Below are 21104 nucleotides of genomic sequence, written 5' to 3'. Positions count from 1 at the left end.
ACCCCACCACCAACACACCCAAACAACCTAAGCTTTTGAAATGAGACCGCTATAGATACGTTTTTGTATTGATTGCTGACAATGATTGTGGCGTGAACTTCTTGTGCTTCAAACGTATCAGGGCGTGGCGTTTCAGGTAACTGTGCCGCCAGCAGTGAATCCTCAAGAACGTTGTACCGTTACGATTGACGCGAGTTTTGCGCCACTTACGAAACCCGGGGCAGTACACTTCAGCAAAAACTATGCTGATGGATTATCCGCGTGCTTTGCGTTGCAACACCCACTACACCCAGAAAACCACAGGTCAAAATGTCACAGGTACTTGTTGGTGAGAAAACTGAGATGTATTGAGATGGCTAGATGAGCCGTTGTTGGCGGGCGGCAGTGATGGCGGCGGTGCGGTTATCCACACCGAGTTTGGAGTAAATGTGCACCAGGTGGGTTTTGACTGTTGCCTCGGAAATGAACAGCTTGGCGGCTAGTTGTCGATTGCTCGCCCCCGATTCCAGTTCCTGGAGGATTTCGATTTCCCGCGCTGAAAGCGCTTCCCGTGGTTTGGAGATCCGGTTCATTAATGCGGTGGCCACGCCAGGTGCAAGGGTGCGTTCCCGTTTGGCGGTGGCGATGACGGCGTCATGCAAAACGTCTTCGGGGGCGTCTTTGAGCAGGTAGCCCATTGCGCCGGCTTCCACTGCGGCGACGATGTCCGCTTCGGTGTCGTAGGTGGTGAGAATGAGGACCGGGGGCACCGTTTTATCCTGGGCGAGAATCTTCGTCAGGGTGATGCCGTCGATGTCGGGCATTTGAATGTCGGTGACGACGACGTCGATGGCGGCGTCGACAAGCGAGGCCGGGGTGATGTCCTTACCGCTGGATGCCTCAGCCGCAACGGTGATGTCGGGAAAACTATCTAAAATTGCGCGCAACCCGGCGCGGACGACGGGGTGGTCGTCGATAAGCATGACGCGGATGGGGGTCATTTAGTCGTCTCTCCTACTTGTTAGCGGAATGCGGCAGGTCAGTGCCACCGCTTCACCGTCGTTTAGCCCAAACTCTACCGTCAAATTACCACCTAAGTCAGCTATGCGTTTTTTCAGGCCGGTGATCCCGAAGCCGGGGTCCGGGGTGTGATCGACGTGACCGTTGTCCATGACGTCGATGCTTACTTCCTCTTCCCAGATACCTACCGTTATTACCGCCTTCGTTGCGGTTGAATGTTTGTGAATATTGCTGATTGCTTCCTGAACGACGCGGATAATTGCGCGGGAGACGGGTTCGGGCACTGGGTGGTTTTCGTCGCCGACGACCTCAAGGCTGTAATCCCGGTCGATGCCGAGTGCGGTATCCCGGGCGGCGGCGCGCGCCACGACGCGCTGCAGTGCTTGCGGTAGCGGGTCGCTGAGGTCGGGTGAGGCGAGGTCGCGGACGAAGCGGCGCGCTTCGCTTAACGACGCCCCAGCCTGCTCATGTATCGTGTGCAATTGTTCGCGGGCGGTATCGGTGTCGCCATGCATAAGCTCGTTCTGGGCCGCCCGCGAAAGCAACAGGATTGAACTTAGCCCTTGAGCGACGGTGTCGTGTATTTCCCGGCTGAGCCGTTCGCGTTCCTCCAGTCGTCCTGCTTGGTGTTCCTTTTCGGCGAGTTCCTGTTGGGCGGCGATGAGCTGTTGGGATAGTTGCGTCTGGCGGTCGATTTCGCGCCCTAATGCTTGGTAGGTGAAGTACACGACGGTGGCGAAGATGGAGCCAACGCCAGGCCCCACCGCGGCTGAGGGGGTCCAGGTTTCCGGGGTCATGTACATGGGGATAAATGCGGCAAACGCCCAGCCCAGCGCGACGGCGAGGAGATTGATGGGTAGTGGGATGATGTGCAGGTAAATAAACGCCAGCGGAAAAAGAAGCCATACAAACGACGACGACACCGCGACCAGTGCTACCCATAGCGCTGTAACCAGTATCAACCACCAGGGTGCCAGGGTGGGTTGGGTGCGGAAGGTGGGGGTGCCGTTACTGGCGACTGCGCGTTTTTCCCAGGTTGTTCCCACGAGGTAGACGGCGGCAAGCACGCCAACCAACCCCAGCATGAGGAGGGTGTGGTGGGCGGAAAGCGGTTGTTTCCTATCGGCGAGGGTTTGGATGGCGCCGAGGCAGAGGAAAAATGCGAAGGACACGTGCAGGCCTACCCGAAGGAGAACCAGGATTCTGCGCAGTGGCGAATCCGATTGTTCCGGTGTGGGGGATGCGGTGCGGGAATTGAAGTGGCATGGAGTCACATGACTAACGCTAATCGGTTATTGGTGGTTTGGCGAGGTTGCCTGTGCTGCGGGCTGGTGGGCGGTTCCATTGGCTCTAGGGGTGGGCGTTGAGATCACCATTGGCGGCCAAGAAGTTCCGGTGAGCGCGATTCTGGTGGGGACCAGCCATGCGTCCGATAATTATTACGCCCATTTCCCTGTTATGTGGGTTGATACCACCACTTGGCAGGAGATTAGCCATACGGATGCAGTGGGAACGGTATTGCTTGTCGACGCCGCCACCGCCGACGTCTGGGACACCGAAGAGGTGGCACGGACTACGCAGCAAACGAGCGCTATCGTTACAGATCTCCCGGATTCGTTTGCCGGATTGGCGGCCTATAGTAGTGAACAAGGGTCGCTTCGGGCAATGCAGGGCTTTTTGTACGGCATATCTGCCTTGGTCACGATCGCATTTTTAAGCGTGTGGACGTTGCAGCGTTTCCGGGACATCGCAATTCTACGGGCGATGGGGGCGTCGAAACGCTACGTAGTGGTTGACGAGCTGACGCAATCGGCGATAGACGATGACACTCTGGCGCGGTCGCGCAGGGAAGAAATCGGAATCGTCTTCCAATCCCCTAACATGTTGGCTTCGCTTACCGTGCGGGAACAACTCCTGGTTACCGATCATATCCGTGGGCTGCGGGGACGGGAACTTACAGCCCGCAGGACCCGCGCCGACGAGTTATTGGCTGCGGTTGGGCTGCCGGGTTTTGGGGATCGTAAGGCCACAAAACTGTCCGGTGGTCAGCGGCAACGAGTAAATATTGCGCGCGCGTTGATGGGATCGCCTGCGGTGCTGCTTGCCGACGAACCAACGTCGGCGTTAGATCACCGGCTGTCGTCCGAAATCATCGAATTGCTCCGGAACATCACCGATGAATTCCAGCTCGCAACCCTGTTGATTACCCATGACCGCAGCCAATTGGCAGTAGCCGATACCGTGGCGGAAATGCGCGACGGCAAGCTGACGGTTCTGGACTAGATCGGTTCAGTTTTAGAAATCTCGGCGATGCGGGGACGGTACTCAATGATTTCCTTGCGGTAGAAATCCAGCCGACTGTCGTTATCCCACAACCGAATCATGGAGGCGCGGGCAGCGGTGCCGCCTTGGCCAATAGCCCGGAAGCAACGATTAGCCATTTCGGCTACTTCGCCTTCAAGACGCCCGGGATGCCCGCCGCTGAGAATCTCGCGGGCGATGGCTTCTTCGAGCCAGGTTTCAGTATCTTCTGGTAAATGTCGTAACACCCAGAAACGATCGTTATCGAAAAGCCCGTGGAATGATTCGATGTGTTCTGCCTGGTCCACTTCGGTAAACTCTCCGGTTTTGAAACTGCGAAAAAGTGACCGGATGGTTGCGGTGAAGGAACGAGCCTTCACTGGGCCGCCACCTGCGATGGTGGGGTCGTTGTGCGTATGCAGTAACATATCGTCACCTTTCTAGCGGCACATGGTGTGATTGCGCCGGGATTGGAACCGAGCGTAAATCACGCGCCTAGTTGGTTATGAAGCGGAAATTTTAATTACACACCCTAAAACCTTAAAGCAACCTTTGTTATTTGCGCAATTAATATAGTAGAAAATTTACTTGTTGTTAAGTCAATAATAGGACTTTCTTGTATGTGTAGCGAAAATTGAGAAGAAATTTTACCTAAGTTAACTGCGATACTTTCATTCGACTTCACTCCTCATCTTATAAGTTATTACTATTATGAGATGTATTAAACCGTACACGATTGCGTCTGGATACGTCGACAAGCGTGCGTGCATTAGACTTTGCAGCATCAAGAGCACGACGTGAAAGGACGCTAAGTTTCGTGACCGAAACCGCCACCACTGAAGCTACGGGCGCGACAGGGCCCGAGCGAGCAGAAGCCATTTTTAGAGCCACCAGTGGAAAACCCCTCAACGCGCGCGAATTTGCAGCGCTAGTCGCCAATATCTCCAGCGCAGCCTCCGCGACCGCTAAGGCTTCTGCTGCGGCTGCGGGTGCCACCGGGTCCTGCGGCCGACCGCTCATTCTCAGCCCCGTTGAACAGGGATTTCGGCTAGCGGCGGCACCTCGGCCGAAACGCCCGCAGGACATCGAAATGGATTTCGCCGTCCGCGACATTGACGATCAAGCTCTCTGCACGGTGCTAGATACCTTATTTGACGCCGAGCAAAACCTCACCGATCTGCCGCACGCAGCCCAGCAACCCTTAGCCCATGCGGCCCGAATCCTCAGCAAGAAGCGCAATGTATTCGAAGTAGAGATTCGCCAGCGGGCTCAAGAATCCACAACCTACACTGGCGATCCGGAGCACGCCCAAAACCTGGTGACGGAATTTAAAATGGAGAAAAAATACGTCAATGTTATAAATGGGACGTACATTTTCGACGGATTTAAGGACTCCAGCGATACTGTATTTTTACTTATCGAAAACACATCCTATGCCGTTCACGCCGACGATGAGTTATTAAAAACAGTCGCTGGAATGTTGGGCAGTTCCCCCCAACCGTTAAAGCTTGATTGTGAAATCGAGGAGACAGTGCTGGATAAGCCGGGACGCAAACCCCATATCAGTCGGCGACTGCTGAGCGCCTGTATTGCGGAAACGACGAAAATCGGAGAGCAGTTTTCGTTAATCTTCTAGACCGCCTGACTACGGTTGCGACCGAATACCCAGGTGGAACTTTCGCGTACTACACTGTTTACCCATGACGAATCCGAGCGAGACACCAGCACATCGATATACCCCAGAATTGGCTGGGGCGATCGAAGGAAAATGGCAAACATTTTGGCGCGAAAACGGCACCTTCCAGGCACCTAACCCGGTAGGGACGTTGGCCGACGGTAAGGACGTGCCCAGCGAAAAGCTCTTTGTTCAGGACATGTTCCCCTTCCCGTCGGGCGCTGGCTTGCATGTCGGTCACCCGCTTGGATACATCGCAACGGACGTCTACGCCCGGTATAACCGCATGCTGGGCAAGAACGTGCTGCACACCTTGGGTTACGACGCCTTCGGTCTGCCAGCCGAACAGTACGCCATCCAAACTGGCACCCATCCGGCGGTTAAAACCCAAGAGTCCATCGACAACATGGAGCGGCAATTAAACCGGCTCGGGTTAGGTCACGATAAACGACGCGCGATCGCAACCACCGATGAGGAGTTCTACCGGTGGACGCAATGGATCTTCCTGCAAATTTTCAACGCGTGGTTCGATGAAGAATCTCAGAAAGCACGACGGATTGCCGAATTAATCCCGCTGCTGGAATCCGGGGCGCGGGAAATCCCGGCCGAATTAGTCGAAGAGTTCGGCACGGCCGACTTCACCGCGATGGATCGGGTGCAACAAGCAAAGGTTATCGATCACTACCGCCTGGTGTACCAGTCCCATTCCATGGTGAATTGGTGCCCGGGTTTGGGCACGGTTTTGGCCAATGAAGAAGTAACCGCCGATGGTAAGTCGGAGCGCGGAAACTTCCCGGTATTCCGCAAGAAGCTAAGCCAATGGATGATGCGGATCACCGCCTACGCCGACCGCCTTATCGACGATCTCGACTTGCTGGATTGGCCGGAAAAAGTGAAAAACATGCAGCGCAATTGGATCGGTCGATCCCGGGGCGCTGAGGTGGATTTCTCCTGCCAAGGTGAAAAACTCACAGTGTTTACCACCCGCCCCGATACGTTATTCGGTGCCAGCTACATGGTTCTGGCGCCGGAGCACGAGCTTGTCGACGCCATTGTCGCTGGTGGTACCGGCACCTACGAGGGTATTGACGCCCGTTGGACCTATAACTGCGCCACCCCCGCCGAGGCGGTGGCCGCGTATCGCGCCGCGATTGCCGCGAAAAGCGACGTGGAGCGGCAGGAAAACAAGGATAAAACCGGTGTCTTCCTCGGTGCTTATGCCATCAATCCGGTCAACGGCGCAGAAATTCCGGTCTTTATCGCCGACTATGTCTTAACCGGTTACGGTACTGGTGCCATCATGGCGGTACCAGCGCACGATAGCCGCGACTTTGAATTTGCAACGATCTTTGGCCTGCCCATCCTGCCGGTCTTGGACGGCGACGTGAGCGAAGAACCATTCGTCGGCGATGCGGCGCATATCAACTCCGCCAATGACGACGGTCTGGACCTCAACGGCATGGACACCCCGACTGCGGTGAACGCCGCTATCGACTGGTTGGTTGCCCGGGGCCTTGGCGCCGAGAAAATCCAATACAAGCTGCGCGACTGGTTGTTTGCCCGGCAACGCTACTGGGGCGAACCGTTCCCGGTGGTCTACGATTCTGACGGAATTGCGCACGCCCTGCCAGAATCCATGCTGCCGGTGGTATTGCCGGAGGTGGAAGACTACAAGCCAGTGGCCTTCGACCCAGAAGATAAGGATTCCGAACCGCAGCCACCGCTGGCCAAAGCCACTGAATGGGTGGAAGTGGAATTGGATCTAGGTGATGGCCTGCAGAAATACCGGCGCGATTCCAACGTCATGCCGCAGTGGGCTGGTTCCTCCTGGTACCAGCTGCGCTATATTGATCCGCTGAATGCGGAAAAATTCTGCGATTTGGAAAACGAAAAGTACTGGACCGGGCCACAATTCGACGGCGACTCCGGCGGCGTCGACCTGTACGTGGGTGGCGTGGAACACGCTGTACTCCACCTTTTGTACTCCCGGTTCTGGCATAAAGTACTGTTCGATCTTGGCTTCGTCAGCTCGCGTGAACCATACCGACGTCTGTACAACCAGGGCTATATCCAAGCCTTTGCATATACCGATTCCCGTGGCGTCTACGTTCCGGCCGCCGAGGTGGAAGAAAAAGACGGCAAGTTCTATTACAACGGCGAAGAAGTGACCCAAGAATACGGCAAGATGGGTAAATCGCTGAAGAACTCCGTGTCGCCGGACGAAATCTGCGATGGTTTCGGCGCCGACACGCTGCGCGTCTACGAGATGGCGATGGGGCCATTGGATACCTCCCGGCCGTGGGCAACCAAAGATGTCGTGGGTGCACAACGGTTCCTGCAGCGGCTGTGGCGACTGGTGGTTTCTGAGGAAACCGGCGAGCTGGCGGTCACCGACGCCCCGCTTGACGACGCCACCAATAAGGCGTTGCATCGGGCTATCGCTGGTATCCGGGACGACTATGCCAATTTGCGGCTCAATACGGTGGTCGCGAAGGCGATCGAATACGTCAATTACCTCACCAAACAATTCCCCGGTGGTGCGCCTAAGGCTGCGGTTAGCCCGCTGGTGCAGATGATTGCCCCGGTCGCGCCGCATATCGCTGAGGAGCTGTGGCAGCGGCTTGGCCATACGGACACGATCACCTTTGTGCCTTTCCCCACGTTCGAGGAGAAATGGCTCGTCGACGATGAGATCGAATTGCCGGTTCAGATTAACGGCAAAGTCCGGGGCCGGATTATGGTTGCGACTACCGCCTCCGAAGACGAGATTGTTGCTGCGGCATTGGCGAACGAAACAATCCATACCCATACCGACGGCAAGACTGTAATCAAGCAGATCGTCGTTCCCGGCCGCATGGTGAACCTGGTGGTGAAATAGCTTAAGCTTTTAGCAGTTCATCCCACTTTTCGCCTAACCACCCCGCGCGTGATTTATTTGCCGCGGGGTGTCTTTGTTGGAGCTGAAAGGTCAGGTTAGCGGCTTGTGTGACAGGCGGCGACGCACTAAAACTGCCAACGATTGGCCGGGCAGCGCTGTGAGCAGGAATGCTGATAGAAACGAGCCACGGTTGTAAACTCTGGGCATGAATTTTCTTAAAGATAAAACGTTAACGACTATCGCCTTAGGCGTCACCACGGTGGTGATCCTCGCCTTGACCATGCTTAAGGCATTTTATCGAATAGGTTACCTGTGGTTACCGGAGCGGCAGCGGGTGAGAAAGCTCGAATGGCAACCGTTCGACATGATCCTCAACTCAAAGAACTGGTTCGCTCCTGTTTTTGAAACCGTTGGAAACATCCTGCTTTTTATCCCCTTCGGCCTCCTAGTCTTTGTTATTCTCCACCAATCGAGCCGGTTTTCCGCCTGGTCCCGCGGCCGATTGGCGGCGGTGAGCATCGCCGCCGGTGCGGCGTTCAGCTTTCTGATAGAAACCGCGCAGTATATTTTCGCGCTTGGCCGTTCGGACGTCGACGACCTGTGGTGCAACACCTTAGGCACCATTCTCGGGGTGGTTGTAGCCGTGGTGGCGGGGCCGCATCGCTACCGATTGTGGTGTTGGATCGCCTTAGCCGCCGCCGTGGTTTTCGGCATCATTGTTTCCTACGGAGAGCAGCTTGGCGACGCCCCACGGGTGGGCGCCCTCATGCGGTGGGCGGGCATCCCATGGCGTTAAAAAATCGTTTACAACCGGAAAAAATACCACGCTAAATCCGTCGTGAAATTACACCAACGTGAGTAATAAAACCTCAGCTGACACGAACTGGATAAATCGTGAAATTTCGGGGTTTTTCCGGCATTAGCTGAATGGAATCCTTAGGTGAATGAATTTCACTATCTGGAGCGGTTGACGTTAGCAACTGTGCGACGGACGTTATTGTTGCCGGGGGTGAAAAGCTATGGGATTTCCATGGGGATAAATGGAAAAATACGGTCGAATCTCGCTGGTTCGGGGAAATCTCTGAGGTTATTGTTGCAGATGTGATTCGATTGCGAACGATTGTGAATCCGACTTTTGAGTGGTTGGTTTGTTATCTAATCACGTCTTTTCGTCATAATTTTTTCGATTGGCTATTTTTTAATGCGCATCATCTCCGACGGGTGACGGTAGGTAATTCTTCGCTGCCGCATGCTCGTGTTAAATCTATTTATGCTAATAAATGGATTGTTTAGACACGAGAAATGCGGAGGGAAAACGCTAAAGTAATTCGGCGGTACTACCGATTGCTTAGTCGGGCAGTCGCCGCCGGGATGGCCGAAGCGATGCGGGAGGCGGAAGTGGGCGCGACGCCGAATTCAGTGTGGGCGGATAGCCAAGCGGCATCGGCGCATAAGTGAACCGCGATGGCAATCGCTTCCGCCAACGGTTTGCCCTGGGCGGCATGGCGGGCCAGCCACGCCCCCATCACGCCAGCCAGGACATCGCCGCTACCAGGAGTTGCCGACCACGAATGCCCAGCGTCGATGCTGGTGATTGGCCCATGTGGCGGGGCGATGAGGGTGCGGCGTCCCTTAAGAACAATGATTACGCCGAGCGCCTGCGCCGCTTCGTGACATGCGGCGAGTCGATTGGTGGTGGCCGGTTCTGGAATACCGATAGCCGCCACCAGGGTGGCGAATTCGCCGTCGTGTGGGGTGAGCACTGTTGGGTGCTCCCGGTGCCGCAGGGCGTCGATAAGCTGAGTGCTTTTAGCTAATAACCGTATGCCATCGGCGTCGATAAGCAGCGGAATCGGGCGGCGAATCAGGTCTAATAATTCGGTTTCAGTCGCTCCGCCGGGCCCAGCCACCCACGCCTGGACTTTACCAGCGGTGGCGAGGCTACTGGCGATCACCTCGGGAATTGCATGCAATACGAACTCACGCGCCGCGCCGACGTAACGCACCATGGCAGGTGTAGCACACACCGCACCGGCAACACACAAAACGCCCGCGCCCGGATATAGCTCGCTGCCTGCTAAAAGTCCCACCACTCCCCCGCTGTACTTATGATCCGTCGGTTGGGGCTCCATCGAGCCGATTGGAGGGATGGTAGGAATGGGGGCCACGGTATCGGGCCATGCGTGGGCCGCCGGTACCGCGCGGTATGCATACACCCGCGGACCGTCCATTGCGTGCAATGATTCGGCGATCCCGATGTCAGCCACAACCACGTCGCCACAATACGCTGAGACGGTATGGGCAAACCGTAGCGCCCCAAACGTGACGGTCACATCAGCGGTGATATGCGGCCCAAATGGATCGCCAGTATCGGGGGAAATGCCACTGGGGACATCAACCGCGAGTACCTTAGCGCCTGCCGCAACCATGGCGTCGACCACGCCAGCCAATTCGGGTGCTAGTCCTGTCGATAGCCCCAGTCCCGCAATAGCATCGATCACGACATGCACCGGCGATGTGGGGGCGTCGACAAGCACTCCCCCAGCGGCGTGGAACGCTTCAGTGGCGCGCGGCAACGTCGAACCCGACGGGCTGGTCGCCATCGCCTCGACCTGCACACCAGCTTCGGCGAGAAACGCACCCGCGTACAAGCCGTCGCCACCGTTCCCGCCGGAACCAGCGAGAATGAGCACACGCGGCGCGGCGATCCCCGACACCAGGCTCAGCGCAACGTCGGCGACGGCGCGGGCGGCTTGCTGCATCAACCCGTCCGGCTTTGCGCGCTCGGCGGTAGCGACCACGGGTTCTTCGGCGGCGCGGATGGCGGAAACGGAATAGGCGGTATGAATCGAAGGGTGCATACCCTTAGCCTACTGCGATTAACCCTTCTGGCAGGTTGGACACCAAAAAAGATTCCGGCCCGCTAGCTCGGTGGCCGCAATCGGCGTGCCGCAGATGTAACACGGTTGCCCCGCGCGCCGGTAGACGTACACTTCCCCGCCGTGGTCGTCTTTCCGGGGTGGCCGACCCATGGCCTCCGGGGTGTGCTCGGGCCGCACGGTGTCGATACGGCCCGAATCAACGCCTTCTGCCATAAGCGCCACCAAATCCGCCCAGATCTCCGGCAGCTGCGTGCAGTCACGCCCCGGAAGCTCGGGGTTGATTCCCAATCGGAACAAGGTTTCTGCGCGGTAGATATTGCCAACGCCTGGGAAAAGCGACTGATCCATTAATAGCGCCGCGATGCTTTTCGACGACCTCCCTACCCGTTCGAACACTCCGCTTGGATCGGCATCTGCACGCAGCGGATCGGCCCCGAGCTTGGCGATAGCCGCCTGCTGTTCCTCCTCCGTTATAAGCCGACACCACTGGGGTCCGCGCAAGTCGGCTGCGATTGCGTCGGTGGCGATCCGCAACCGGATAATTCCCGTGGTATCGGCGGGTGATCCGAACCGAAAACTCCCGATAAGGCCCAGGTGAATGTGGATGATATGAAACGGTGAAGGGTTGGCGAAGGCGACGAAAAGGTGCTTACCCACCGCAGTTGCCGTGTCGTAGTCGCTGCCATCAAGGCGGGCTGCTTCGGTAGCGAACCGGCCTTGTGGCGAACTAACAGTTGGCGCGGTGTTGGTAAATGCCGCGTTCAGATCACGGGCAAGACGGTGAATGACATGGCCTTCGGGCATGGTGGTTAAGTGTAGCGGGTCGATGGAAGATGTGGGAAGGTGAGGAATTGGAGGTGCGGATTTCCGGGTTGCCGCCTCCGGTCAAAACGTGAATAAAACTATTACAACTTAATTAACCAGATGATTAAAAAGGGGGATTTATAAGTATTTTAAAAAAATTTTTCCAATAGCAAATTTACCGATTGAAATTTTGGCCATTACATCGGTTTTAAAGTCATGATTTCTGCATACAAGTTGTAGAAGATGGGAAAAATCACTGTGCACCTATGTGGCGGGATATCCGATTGTGTGGCTGCGGCAAAATTGGGGAATGACCGGCACTAAAGTATCTTTTGCCAATCCAGTGCAGCCGGAGCGGGGTTAAAATGTGGGGGTAGTCGGTGTGTCGGTGAGGGGCTAATCACATAGAGGGGAACGCATGCGAGGTTGCGGGATTTTTCTTAGTTTTTCCATATTTTCCATTTGCTGAAATCTTTGCATTAATCCCGATTGCCCAGGGGCTAATGTCGTGAATCCGCAGCTCATTGTTATAATTTTGGACAGGAAGCCGTAATTAAAAAAATCGCAAAACGGTAACTTTTGCCAATTAAGCAAAGATTTTTATATGCATTTAGCCGTCGTTTGGCGCTTCTTGTTTTTATGAGGAGATTATTGTGTCAACACAACAACGCCCACGTATTCGATTACCGCTAGGTGCCTACGCGGCCATCACCATTGTGTCGATGGCTGCCATGGCAGCGGTATGGGGCTGGTTAACCACCAGCGCATCGAATGACTCAGGGGCAGACACCACCGTGCCGGTGATCCTTGGCATCGTGTTGTTAATTGTCGTAGCCATTGGGGTATTTTCCCAAGGCAAACCCTGGCAAATGTTGGTGAATATGTCCCCCACCGCGTTGTTGATGATCGTATTCCCCATCATTTTGCAGCAGCTAGGGCAACAAATCATCATCGTCTTGATGGTCGCAGTTACCGTCCCGTGGGCTAGTAGCGCGGCGGTGATGCCGGTTTACGAACCGCTGGTGCGCTACAGCCGCGACGATCGCCCTGCCTTCTACAAAGCATTCGCCAGATTGTGGCCAACCGTCACCATTGTGTCGTTGATCCCCCTGGTGTTTTTCACCACGGTCATGTCGGGAATCACCGGTTGGGGATTCGATAAAATCTGGCTCTATATCGTTGGCCTGCTCTCGAATCTCATCTTCGCGCATTCGCTTATCCCAGCACAGGAAACCCGCCGGTACAGCTTCGTTTTCGCGGGGTGGTTTGCCTACGCGGCGGGCCTATTCCTGTTCCCGCACCTCTGGTTTGTCGTGCCGCTCATGGGCGTTATTCCGCAGTTGGTGTTGATGGGACGGCAGCTATCCGGCCTGTTTCGCCCGATGCGCATGGATCCAAAATTGGCATTGGTGCAGACGATTTATGGCTTCCTCATCGGTAGCGTGCTGTGGGCAGACAAGTTCTTTTTAATCGCATTGCACCCAACTGAGATTGACATTTTCATGGTGTATGTCGCCCTCGTGCCGATTGTTGTGGCCTTGGCGATGTACTACACCACCCAGTACCCGGTGCTGGAAAGCAGCTTTCAACGCCTCATCCGAGGGGTCAACGAAACGCCGCTTAATAAACTCGATACCGATATCGTCATCGCGCAGCGCAACCTGGCGGTATCGGCGGTCGGGACGATTTGCGTCAGCACGGTCACCGGTCTTGGAATCATGTTGCTCAGCCCAGCGTTGGGGTTGCAGCACAATCTAGAAAGCTTGTTACTGTTCCTGCTTCCCCCCATGCTTTTGAGCTTGTATTTGGGAACGATGCAGCTGTCCCAGATGCAACGCACCTTCGATGCGGCTATGTGCGGTGGCATTTATGTTTTGTTTGTAGCAATGGGATTCGTGCTGTTTAACCAAGTAGTGGCACTCATTATCGCGATGGTGTTTTCCGCAGTCGCGGCAGTCCTTGCAGTGCGTCGCGTCGTCAAGAGCGTCGCGGATGCTCCTTATGAACTCTTCTGGCAGAAGGCGGTGGCTTGGTGAGCTCAACCATTTATCGTTTCCCCGGCGAAGACAAACCACTCGAGATGGTCGATGTCGCCATCGTGATGGAATCAACCTACCCGTACCTCAAAGGCGGGGTGTCGGCAGTGGTGCACGACATCATCACCCACAACCCCGACCTCAGTTTCGGCATTCTGCACATCGCGTGGGACTCCAAATCCCCCAGCGAAGACCTCTATGGTGTCCCAGAAAACGTCAAATGGGTTGACATGATGTACCTCTCGCTGGAAGAAACCATCGAAGACTTCAAGCAAGCATGCAACGATCCGGTATCCTCCAAGCAGGTCAAACAGCTTGTCGACGCCATCCGGTCCACCATCGCCGGCGATTATGCGCCGATGCGCCAGCTTTACGACGACGCAATGAACCCCCAATCCCGCAAATGGCGCCTGTGGTCAGTGCTCAGCCACCGGGATTTAATGCGCGCCGCAGTAGAAGCCGCAGGCGACACCGACGACATCACGCTTGGCGAATTATTCTGGCTTATCCGCGATCTATTCTCGCTTGCCTATACCCTGCTTGACCGGATCAATCCGCCAGCCAAGGTGTACCACGCACACACCACTGGTTATGCGTCGCTGGTGGGGGCTACCGCCGCAATCCAAAACGGTGGCAAGTTCTTCCTGACCGAACACAACCTATACGTGCGCGACACCGTTAACGACTTATTGCAACGCGACATGAATCTGCCGGTGACCATGAACTCCCCTCGGGAACTGGCCACCAATACCTTTGAACGGTTCTGGTCCAGGTGGTGGGTGGAATTAGGTGCCATGCTTTACACCGAGGCCGCGCACATCACCTACCTGTATCCACAGGCGGTCACCGAAGCTCAAGACCTCGCGGGCGATCGGTCAAAGTCGGAAATTCTGCCCAACGGAATCGTGTGGGAGGAATTCGAGTACCCCAGGAATCGTCGAAAAGAAGCAAATGCCAACCTCGACACCAAGGCTATCTGGCGCTTTGCCTGCATCGCCCGGGTTGTGCCGATTAAAGGCATCATCGAGCTTATCGACGCCGTAAAAATCCTCAAAGACAACGGCTACGACAACATCAAAGTCGACGTCCTCGGCCCCACCGATCACCTGCCCAAATACTATCAACGCTGCCTAGCGCACATTAAAGAACTAGATTTGGAAGACCGCGTGGTGCTGCGCGGAACCGTGAACGTCCGTGACGTCCTGCACGATTACGATGCGCTTGTCCTCTCAAGCTTCAACGAGGGCCAACCCATCGTGGTTTTGGAATCCATGGTGATCGGCCTGCCTGTAATCGGCACGCTGGTCGGCGGCATGGATCAACTTGTGACTGACATACTTACCGACGAAAACGGAAACGACATCCTCCCCTGCGGCGACCTGGTGCAACCCGGCGACAGCCAAGGATTAGCCGAAATGATGGTTCGGCTGACCCAAAATCCGAAGACCTATCTCGAATGGCACCACAATGCCCTCGAACGGATCAAAACCATCTTCCTCATGCCGCAAGTAATGGCACGCTACAACGCTATCTACCGGCGACTTGGGGCTGGCACCAGCGGCGTTCGCACCGCTGACCTCGCACGCGGGCCAGAAGACATCCACGACATTGCCGAGTGGGTATGGGATAAGTATCCTAGGCAACACCAATTCAAGAAGAACTCTGGTGGTGGTGGTTATCAACGAGCCTAAACCGCGCCCCCGCCTGGCGTGGATTCGATACGGATTTCCCATTTCCGACTGGCAACTCAAACGCGCAGTCGGAAACTTCCGGGTTGCCATACTTCAACCCTGGGAAACGCAGATCGCCGAGAAGCTTAAACAAGCCGATCCGGCGATGACCGTGCTCGCCTACAAGTGCCTCTCCTCTGTCCGCGACTACGAACCAGGCCCGGTGTATTCCTCCGGAATCAGCCCTGCGCAAGCCACCGAACTAGGCACTACTGCCGGTGTCGCCGACTGGGAAGGCTACGGCGGCCATAACCAGCAACAGGTATGGAACCCCACCTACCAACAAGCATGGGTCGACAGCGTCGTAACGGAGATAGCCGCAAGCCCCTTCGATGGCGTCATGGCGGATAACGACGTATGGGAAGACTACTACGGGCACGGCCTCGACATGGACCAAACCCGCGCCGGGCTAGAAACCATCATCAACCAGGCGGGAACCGCGCTCAATGAGCAGGGAAAAATACTCGTGCCCAATATTGCGGAATCCCGGATGCAAGAAGGTCGCTGGCACCGACACTCCCGATACGGCGGCGGCTATGAGGAATGCTGGCTGGGATGGGGCAGCTCCGGCGACGGCTGGCTCAGCGTGGACCACTGCCTGGACCAAGTAGCCGCCATGGATGACGACGGGCTGATCATCGCCCGTGTTCCCGGCTCCACCAAGAATTACACCCACCACCTGCGGCTTGCTTTCGCCGCCGCATGGGTATTCCTCCCCCATCGCGACATAGCTGTCAGCGCCACCGGTCACGATAAATACAACGGAATTCCGCTATTTCCCGACATTGATTTGGGGGAAATCGAAAGCGACATTCAGCGCGAGGGTGACACCTTCATGCGGAAATTCCAGAACGGCGAAGCCTTTGTCAATCTAGGCGATGAAATGAACGAACACGGAATGCCGCCGAAGACCGGAAAGCTTGTTACGTGGGGATAACTCAGCTCTGAAATTCAACCCGGGAGTCAGCCTATCAATGCCGAATTGGCTATAAGGAAGAAATATGGACGACGTGTAGCGTTTTTGAATATAATTATCCCCATTTGGTCGCTTTTGCTACACGCTGCATGTCGTCATGCAAATTTCCTTTTGTTTTTGCTGTATGTGTCATCAGCTTTCTCGCTCGGCAAAGGGGGCCCTGGTTTTAGGCGGCTTCGTTTCTAACTGGGGTGGAGGTTGGTTGGGATCTACGTTCCAGGTTTGCGATTATCTCACGCACCATTCCTGCTCCGATTTCTGTGGGTCGAAACCGTAAAAATGTAAACCCTTGTCGTTGTAACAGCCGTTCCCTCCGGCGTTCTGCCATGAGGGTATGTTGGGTTTTGTAGATGTACTTTGAGTCTCCATCGATTTCGACAATGCACCAACCGTTAATGAGAATGTCTGGGTATTTCGGACCCTCGGAAGTGTTGATCCGCTTTTGGATCTCGATGCTCTTTATTTGAGGGGCTTCACCTCGAATTTTGGCTTGAACTAATAGCCAGCGTGCGTGTGTTTCGTGCACACTTTGCGCACCAACCTCTAGATGTTCCAATGCTAAATGCGCTGTTGGGATTCCTCGCAGCCGTGGCATGTCGGCAGTGGCTAGTCGAAAGTAGTCCGCAGAAATCCCTCGTGTAGATAATAACTGGGACTGGATAGCTGCCTCGGCGAAGGCTAGCCCTTCTGCGGGGCCATAAAAACGGCATAGATCCACAAAGGTGCGAGCGGGTGCTGTAATTGCGATTCCGTCGCAAAACATGATGTTTTTCTCTGGCAGAATGCCCGACCTCATGGTTGTGCCCAATGGCCAACGGCTGCGTGCGGTAGGGCGGGTGGCACCACGCAGAAAAATGTCAAACTTTTCCATCCCCTTTGCTTTGCCTAGGAACGGGATGCCAAGTATAGCTGCTGCCCCGTGAGTTCCCATTACGGCTGTTTTGCGGGATGAGGCGATTAGGAGTGCACGTAGTCTAAGTCGTTCCCATGGAGGTATATCGGCGAATGCTTCTTGGTCAATGATATGTGTTGCGCTTAATCGTACGTAATTGACGTTATCTGGCAGTTTTTTAATAGCGTCAGCATTACTGCGTGCGAGGGATCTTAAGTCAATTATCGGGTAGGTAGAGCTGAGGGATTTAGCGGGATGGTTCATGTATTAATTATGCTTTCTGCAGCAAAGATTTGCATGCGTGGGGGTGGTGTGGAGATCCTGCTATTCCCTATTAATTGGCCTAAAATTATTCGGATTCAATATGGACGACATGTAGCGTTTGTAAATATATTTATTTGCAGGTGGTCATGTTTGCTACTGGCTACATGTCGTCATGCAAAAATATTTATATACCGATAAGGGGTGAGCCCGTCTTGATTTTGTATTCATGGCTACCTGCTCCCTATCAAATGGGGTGCAATCCGCCGGTTAGGCACTTTAATATCAGCGCACTAGGCTAACAATCATGACCGTTGGCAAAATCCTCCTCTATTACAAGTTCACTCCTATTTCTGACCCCAAGGCAGTCATGCTCTGGCAGCGTGAATTGTGCGAACTCTTGGGGCTAAAGGGCCGTATCCTCATCTCGGAACACGGCATCAACGGCACCGTCGGCGGCTCCATGGAAGCCTGTAAAAAATACATCCGGAAATTCCGGGAATACCCAGGGTTTAGGGGCACCGAGTTCAAGTGGTCGGAAGGCGGAGCTGAGGACTTCCCCAAACTCAGCGTCAAAGTCCGCGACGAGATCGTGGCGTTCGGCGCGCCGGGGGAGCTGAAGGTCGACGAAAAAGGCGTGATTGGCGGCGGCGTTCACCTCAAGCCGGAAGATGTGAACAAGCTGGTTGAGGAGCGCGGCGATGAGGTTGTATTCTTCGACGGGCGCAACGCGATGGAAGCGCAGATTGGCAAGTTTAAGAATGCCGTCGTACCTGATGTTCGTACCACCCACGACTTCATCAAGGAGCTGGAATCAGGCAAGTACGACTGGATGAAAGATAAGCCCGTCGTGTCGTACTGCACGGGCGGAATTCGGTGTGAGATTCTATCGTCGCTCATGCTTAATCGGGGTTTTAAAGAGGTCTACCAGATCGACGGCGGCATTGTTCGTTACGGCGAAAAATATGGCAACGATGGGCTATGGGAAGGCTCGCTGTATGTGTTCGACCGTCGGATGCACATGGAATTCGGCGCCGGCGTCGACGACCCAGGTTTCATCCAATTAGGGCACTGCAAATGCGGTCAACCGACCAATAAATTCGAGCATTGCATCAACGAGGATCACTGCCGGGAATTGGTGTTGATGTGCCCAGAGTGCTACGAGAACGTCGCAACCCGTCACTGCGGGCGTGAAGAATGCATCGCGGTGGCGCAGGCGGCAGCCGCCGTGTAGCCGATTGCTTGTCGACGCCGACCCGGTGCGTTCTACTTCGCGTGGATCTCAACCTCCCCGGTGGTGGCGTCGTCAAGCATAACCTGCACGGATAAGTACATATCCGGCAGGAACGTGGGCGAGAGGATAATAAAAACAACATCCTCCGGCCACGCCTCGATCTTCTCAACCCGCAGGTCTGCTGCTAATTCGTCGTGGTCTTTTTCCGTCGGCACGTAATCGGACTGGCAATAACAGGCCTCGTTGACCTCCACTGCCACTGAACGCATAAATCCGTTCAGGTTCATTCCCGCCAGAAACCGCTCAACGGTGGCATCATTTTGCCCCTCATGACAAATAATCGGTGCCATCGACTTTTTCTCCCGCTCATTCAGCTTTTTGCTTGGATACTGGGAACAATACACAATTGATAGTTGGGCACGAAGGGAAACATGAAAATCATCATTTCGGAATGCACTGACACGAAACGATACCTCCTGGCGCGGAAAGACTTCCCGAGAATCAGCCGACGTGTTCGCCGCACACTCGCGGCTGCAAAACGCGGAACCTCGTGTGCGGAAATGGAATTGCGAGTGGAACCAGGCGGGGAAGTGGCAGTGGCTTTCGATGGCTGCCCGATAGCTACGCTGGCGCACCGACCCGCCGAGGCGTGGTGGCGGCTTATCAACGAAATGGCACGTAGAAAGGTCACACTCTGTGCCACTGTTGTCATGGCCGAACATACATGGTGGGTGGAATTGCCCAGCATAGAAGCGGCGATTGAGACGATTAACCACACCAACGTGCAGATTAGTTATGAGGATTTCTAACGCTTTTCGACGCTGGCAGGGTGGAATGGCCTGCGGCATAAGGCGTCGAAAAGCGTGAACATAACCTATGCCTTGAATACGGACGTTTCTTGGAAACGTTCCTCATGTGTTTCAACGTGCGCTGTTTCTTTCGATAACCAAATTGCGGCGGAGGAAATGACAAACAGCACGGTGGCATAAATTGCGACAGGGGTGAGCCCTGACGTTTCAGAAACGAGGCGATTAGCAATTAACGGGGCGGTGCCAGCACCCAGAATCGAAGCAACCTGGAAGGAAATTCCGGCACCGGTGTACCTGTGCGCGGCGTCGAATTTCTCGGAAAGGAACGCGCCGATGGGGCCGTATTGCGCAGGTTGGACGACACACACCATCAAAATGAGGCCGGGCCAGATCAAAGTCGGATTTCCCGATTCGATCATGTTAATAACAATCCACAGTCCCGCCACAGAAATAATGCCACCGGCGAGCATGACGCGCCGTCGTCCGAATTTATCGGATAAAAAGGCCAGGTATGGCATGACGAAGATGGCTATGAAGGAGCCGATGGTGACCATCATCAAACCATCTGCCCGTGAAATAGGTGCAGCAGAGTTTTCGGTTGCTTTCACGATATACGGCACCATAAACGAAGCTTGAAGTCCCTGGATAAACAGACCAGCCATTCCTGCAAGAGAACCCAGTACCAGTTCTTTCGGTGAATCCTTCAACATTTTGACAAGGGGAACGCCAGTATGCACCTCGCCGCGTTGACGTGCAGCTTCAAATTCGGGAGATTCAGTGACGCGGGAGCGCAGGTAGAGGCCGAAGATAACGATGCCAGCGGAGAACAGGAATGGTACCCGCCAACCCCAGTCGGTTATGAAATACTGCTCCGGATTGGCGAAATTGTCACCGGAAATAATGGAGAATACGGAAAGCACCAGGGTAGAGAGAACCGCGCCAGCTGGGCCACCGGCGATGGCTAAAGAAGCACCAAAACCCTTGTTTTCTTCCTTGGAATGTTCCATCGCCATCAGCGTTGCGCCAGCCCATTCGCCGCCCACGGCGAGACCTTGCACGGTCCTTAGCACCACCAGCATGATGGGGGCGGCGATGCCAATTGATTGGGCAGAAGGCATTAATCCGATAGCTACAGAGACGATCCCCATGGTGAGCAGGGTGATGACCAAGACATTCTTGCGACCATACTTGTCGCCGAAGTGCCCGAAGGCCATCGAACCGATTGGGCGTGAGATATAGCCGATCAAAAGGATGGCGAAGGACAAAGTGGTGCCCATGGTGGGAGAGAGATTACCGAAGAAAAGCTGCGGAAACACCAATCCCGCGGCGGCAGCGTAGAGCAAGAAATCGTAGTATTCGACAGTGGAACCGAGGAAGCTTGATAAGACCGCACGACGGCGTTCTTTGGGGTCATCGCTACCGACGATGACGGTAGACCCACTGGCGGGACCGTGGGGATTGAGTTCTAAATCTTGCGATTGGGCAGACATAACACATCCTTAAAGTGTGATCTGGACTACATAATTAATGTGAGGGTAATGCCTGTTTCCCTGCGAACAGAAAAGTCGTTCCGCCCAATGGCACAAGGGTAAAAATGCGATGTGAAATGCGGGTTTATTGCAGGTCA

General features: G+C 55.0%; 16 protein-coding genes and 1 pseudogene. 9 read left to right on the top strand and 8 right to left on the bottom strand.

Annotated features, from left to right (window positions below; translation table 11 throughout):
* Positions 1-356 precede the first annotated feature (356 nt).
* The gene (locus Q4D85_RS08675; RefSeq protein ID WP_303199734.1) at positions 357-980 is read right to left on the bottom strand and encodes a response regulator transcription factor; all 624 of its coding nucleotides are present in this window, start codon (positions 978-980) and stop codon (positions 357-359) included.
* On the bottom strand, positions 981-2273 hold the full coding sequence (locus Q4D85_RS08670) for a sensor histidine kinase (protein ID WP_303199732.1): 1293 nt from the start codon (positions 2271-2273) through the stop codon (positions 981-983).
* Between the two features lie 565 nt (positions 2274-2838).
* Between Q4D85_RS08670 and Q4D85_RS08665 the strand changes: the two are divergent.
* Positions 2839-3282 (top strand): annotated as a pseudogene (locus tag Q4D85_RS08665) (ABC transporter ATP-binding protein); the annotation flags it as partial.
* On the opposite strand, the gene Q4D85_RS08660 reads toward Q4D85_RS08665, so the two are convergent.
* On the bottom strand, positions 3279-3728 hold the full coding sequence (locus tag Q4D85_RS08660) for a hypothetical protein (protein WP_303199729.1): 450 nt from the start codon (positions 3726-3728) through the stop codon (positions 3279-3281). The pseudogene Q4D85_RS08665 and the gene Q4D85_RS08660 sit on opposite strands and share 4 nt — an antisense overlap.
* 389 nt (positions 3729-4117) lie before the next feature.
* On the opposite strand from Q4D85_RS08660, the gene Q4D85_RS08655 reads away from it, so the two are divergent.
* The 3 genes from Q4D85_RS08655 to Q4D85_RS08645 all read left to right on the top strand — a co-directional run bounded on the left by Q4D85_RS08655 (position 4118) and on the right by Q4D85_RS08645 (position 8649).
* The gene (locus Q4D85_RS08655) at positions 4118-4936 is read left to right on the top strand and encodes a hypothetical protein (protein WP_303199727.1); all 819 of its coding nucleotides are present in this window, start codon (positions 4118-4120) and stop codon (positions 4934-4936) included.
* Positions 4937-5000: 64 nt separating this feature from the next.
* Entirely contained in the window at positions 5001-7853 is a 2853-nt protein-coding gene (gene leuS / locus Q4D85_RS08650) for a leucine--tRNA ligase (protein WP_303199726.1), read from the top strand.
* Between the two features lie 205 nt (positions 7854-8058).
* Positions 8059-8649 (top strand): VanZ family protein, encoded by a 591-nt coding sequence (locus Q4D85_RS08645; RefSeq protein ID WP_303199725.1) that lies wholly within the window; start codon positions 8059-8061, stop codon positions 8647-8649.
* A 541-nt stretch (positions 8650-9190) separates the two neighbouring features.
* Here the strand turns inward: Q4D85_RS08645 and Q4D85_RS08640 are convergent.
* Both Q4D85_RS08640 and Q4D85_RS08635 read right to left on the bottom strand, forming a co-directional pair.
* Entirely contained in the window at positions 9191-10714 is a 1524-nt protein-coding gene (locus Q4D85_RS08640; protein WP_303199723.1) for an NAD(P)H-hydrate epimerase, read from the bottom strand.
* A gap of 18 nt (positions 10715-10732) precedes the next feature.
* Positions 10733-11539: an Fpg/Nei family DNA glycosylase gene (locus Q4D85_RS08635; RefSeq protein ID WP_303199722.1), complete on the bottom strand. Its 807-nt coding sequence runs from the start codon at positions 11537-11539 to the stop codon at positions 10733-10735.
* Positions 11540-12192: 653 nt separating this feature from the next.
* Between Q4D85_RS08635 and Q4D85_RS08630 the strand changes: the two genes are divergently transcribed.
* From Q4D85_RS08630 to Q4D85_RS08620, 3 genes are read left to right on the top strand one after another with little or no spacing between them, the layout of a single operon-like run.
* Complete coding sequence (locus Q4D85_RS08630; RefSeq protein WP_303199720.1) at positions 12193-13575, top strand: hypothetical protein; 1383 nt, start codon at positions 12193-12195, stop codon at positions 13573-13575.
* Positions 13572-15266 carry a GT4 family glycosyltransferase PelF gene (pelF, locus tag Q4D85_RS08625; protein WP_303199719.1) on the top strand — a complete coding sequence of 565 codons (1695 nt, stop codon included), beginning with the start codon at positions 13572-13574 and terminating at the stop codon, positions 15264-15266. Before Q4D85_RS08630 ends, pelF begins: the two co-directional genes overlap by 4 nt.
* A complete protein-coding gene (locus Q4D85_RS08620) occupies positions 15247-16242 on the top strand; it encodes a putative glycoside hydrolase (protein WP_303199717.1) in 996 nt (331 codons plus the stop codon). The genes pelF and Q4D85_RS08620 overlap by 20 nt, the downstream gene beginning before the upstream one ends.
* Positions 16243-16447: 205 nt before the next feature.
* Here the strand turns inward: Q4D85_RS08620 and Q4D85_RS08615 are convergent, their stop codons facing one another.
* Positions 16448-17437, bottom strand: a complete 990-nt coding sequence (locus Q4D85_RS08615; RefSeq protein WP_303199715.1) for a hypothetical protein — start codon at positions 17435-17437, stop codon at positions 16448-16450.
* A gap of 304 nt (positions 17438-17741) precedes the next feature.
* Here Q4D85_RS08615 and Q4D85_RS08610 point away from each other — a divergent pair, with 304 nt between their 5' ends.
* The gene (locus Q4D85_RS08610) at positions 17742-18668 is read left to right on the top strand and encodes a rhodanese-related sulfurtransferase (protein WP_303199713.1); all 927 of its coding nucleotides are present in this window, start codon (positions 17742-17744) and stop codon (positions 18666-18668) included.
* A 32-nt stretch (positions 18669-18700) separates the two neighbouring features.
* On the opposite strand, the gene Q4D85_RS08605 is transcribed toward Q4D85_RS08610, so the two are convergent.
* A complete protein-coding gene (locus Q4D85_RS08605; protein ID WP_303199710.1) occupies positions 18701-19018 on the bottom strand; it encodes a hypothetical protein in 318 nt (105 codons plus the stop codon).
* An 81-nt stretch (positions 19019-19099) separates the two neighbouring features.
* On the opposite strand from Q4D85_RS08605, the gene Q4D85_RS08600 reads away from it, so the two are divergent.
* Positions 19100-19477, top strand: a complete 378-nt coding sequence (locus tag Q4D85_RS08600) for a hypothetical protein (RefSeq protein ID WP_303199708.1) — start codon at positions 19100-19102, stop codon at positions 19475-19477.
* A gap of 65 nt (positions 19478-19542) precedes the next feature.
* On the opposite strand, the gene Q4D85_RS08595 is transcribed toward Q4D85_RS08600, so the two are convergent.
* A complete protein-coding gene (locus Q4D85_RS08595; RefSeq protein ID WP_303199706.1) occupies positions 19543-20967 on the bottom strand; it encodes an MFS transporter in 1425 nt (474 codons plus the stop codon).
* Positions 20968-21104 lie beyond the last annotated feature (137 nt).

The sequence above is a fragment of the Corynebacterium sp. genome (genome assembly GCF_030532965.1).
In the GTDB taxonomy this organism is placed as follows: domain Bacteria; phylum Actinomycetota; class Actinomycetes; order Mycobacteriales; family Mycobacteriaceae; genus Corynebacterium.
The sequence above is the reverse complement of the archived record's forward strand: the minus strand, read 5'-3'. Positions and strand labels throughout refer to the sequence as shown.